Genomic DNA, 1881 nt, shown 5'->3' with positions numbered 1-1881 from the left:
CGCCTCTCCGGCGCGGCGGCCGACTCGCGCCCCTCGTCGATGAGTCGGCGGGCCCGTCGGACGCCGTCGGGTGACGTGCTCGACGTGAGGATCGTGCCGTCGGCCGCCGCGCCGGAGAGGCGGAGGGTGCGGGGGCCGGTGGCGCCGGCGAGGATCTCGACGGGGCCGGCCGGCGGCCAGTCGAGGCCGACGTCGTCGAGCTTGACGTACCGGCCGTCGGTCGTGAGGCGCTCCCCGCGCAACAGGGCGCGCAGCGCGTCGAGATGCTCGCGCAGCAGGGTCACCGGGGACTCGACGCGGGCGCCGACCTGGCCCATCCAGTCCTGGACGCCGTGTCCGACGCCGAGGATCGCGCGCCCCGGGAACAGCCGGTACAGCGTCGCCGCCTCCATCGCCGTGATGGCGACGTTCCGCAGCGGGACCGGCAGCAGACCCACCCCGACCCGTACCCGCTCGCTCCACGCGAGTGCGGCGGCCGCGGCCGAGATCCCGCCCTCGCGGAAGCAGTCCTCCCACAGCCAGAGCTCCTCGAGCCCCGAGGCGTCGGCCAGTCGGACCACCTCGCGCAGTCGCTCGGGGGGCAGTTGAGGGCGGAACACAGCGCCGAGTCCGGTCATGGATCTCTTCCTACCTGGTGGGGGCGGGGTGGACAACAGCTTTACCGGGCCCCTGAGTCGGGGCGCGCCCGCTCGTAGCGCAGCAGCACGACCCCGTTGCCGAACGCGCGGGACTCGACGAGGCGGAGTGCGGTGCGGGTGTCCGTGGCGGTGGCGGTGGCCGTATCGCTGTGGGTGTCGGTTTCGTCGGTGAGGAACATGCGTCTGCCGCTGCCGATGAGGACCGGGTGGACGTACACCTTGATCTCGTCGACGAGGTCGTGGCGGAGGAACGTGGCCGCGAGGTCCGCGCCGCCGAGGCCGAGGTCGCCGCCGGGCTGTGCCTTCAGGGCCCGTACCTCCTCGGGGACGACCTCGGACACGATGGTCGTGTTCCACTCGGCGGGGCCGCTGGGCAGGGTCCGTGAGTACACGATCTTCGGCTTGTCCCGCCAGATGGCGGCGAACTCGGCGGTGACCGGGGAGGCGTCCGGGTCGGCGTCGGCGGTGGGCCAGTAGGCGGCCATCAGCTCATGGGTGACCCGGCCGTCGACGAAGGCGCCCAGGGGTCTGAGGGTGTCGTTGAAGTGCTGGTGGAGTTCCTCGTCGACCACGTGCCAGCTGATGTCGCGGTCGACGCCCTCCATGAAGCCGTCGAGGGACACGGACATCATCAGGCTGATCTTCCGCATGGCCGCACCACCTCGTTCGCAGTCACCCCCCAGGTACCGGGTCCCACCACCGTCTCACGACACCGCGAACGCGCCCAGCAGAAGACCCGTGAGCGCCCCGCCGAGCATGAACGGCCCCAGCGGGATCGCCGTCTTGCGGCCCGCCCGGCGCAGGACGACCATGCCGAGGCCGTACACCGCGCCGTACAGCACCCCGGCGAAGGCGCCCGTGACGAGCACCGGCCAGCCGTACCAGCCGAGGACCGTGCCGAGGCCGAGGGCGAGTTTCACGTCGCCGAAGCCCATGCCGGCCGGGTTGATGAGGTACAGGAGTTCATAGGTGGCGCCGAGGGCGAGACCGCCGTAGAGGGCGGTGGGCCAGGAGCCCGCGTCGGCGGGGAGGGCGGCCGCGATGCCGAGGAGGGCGAGGGTGGCCGCGGCGAGCGGGAGGGTGAGGACGTCGGGGAGGCGGTGGACCCGGAGGTCGACCAGGGCGAGGAGGACGGCGACGGGGGCGGCGAGCAGCCAGACGACGAGTTCCGGGCGGGGGCCGGTGGCCGCGGCGAGGGTCGCGCAGACGAGGGCGGTCGCGATGGAGACGGCGGGGGTGCGGG

The 1881-nt window shown here is 73.3% G+C and carries 3 protein-coding genes; all 3 read right to left on the bottom strand.

Annotated features, from left to right (window positions below; all coding sequences use genetic code 11):
• The coding region (locus tag JHN63_RS50670) for an LLM class flavin-dependent oxidoreductase (protein WP_200691880.1) at window positions 1-617 on the bottom strand (617 nt) is incomplete at its 3' end.
• 41 nt (window positions 618-658) lie between these two features.
• Entirely contained in the window at window positions 659-1288 is a 630-nt protein-coding gene (locus JHN63_RS50665) for a dihydrofolate reductase family protein (RefSeq protein ID WP_200691879.1), read from the bottom strand.
• Between the two features lie 54 nt (window positions 1289-1342).
• A partial coding sequence (locus JHN63_RS50660; protein ID WP_200691878.1) for an A24 family peptidase occupies window positions 1343-1881 on the bottom strand: 539 nt, incomplete at its 5' end.

The organism is Streptomyces sp. MBT65 (assembly GCF_016612545.1).
Lineage (GTDB): Bacteria > Actinomycetota > Actinomycetes > Streptomycetales > Streptomycetaceae > Streptomyces.
This window is presented reverse-complemented; position numbering and strand designations above follow the sequence as displayed.

Coding starts and splice junctions, on each gene's coding strand:
- JHN63_RS50665 (WP_200691879.1), bottom strand. CDS start 1,288: ATGCGGAAGATCAGCCTGATGATGTCCGTGTCCCTCGACGGCTTCATG.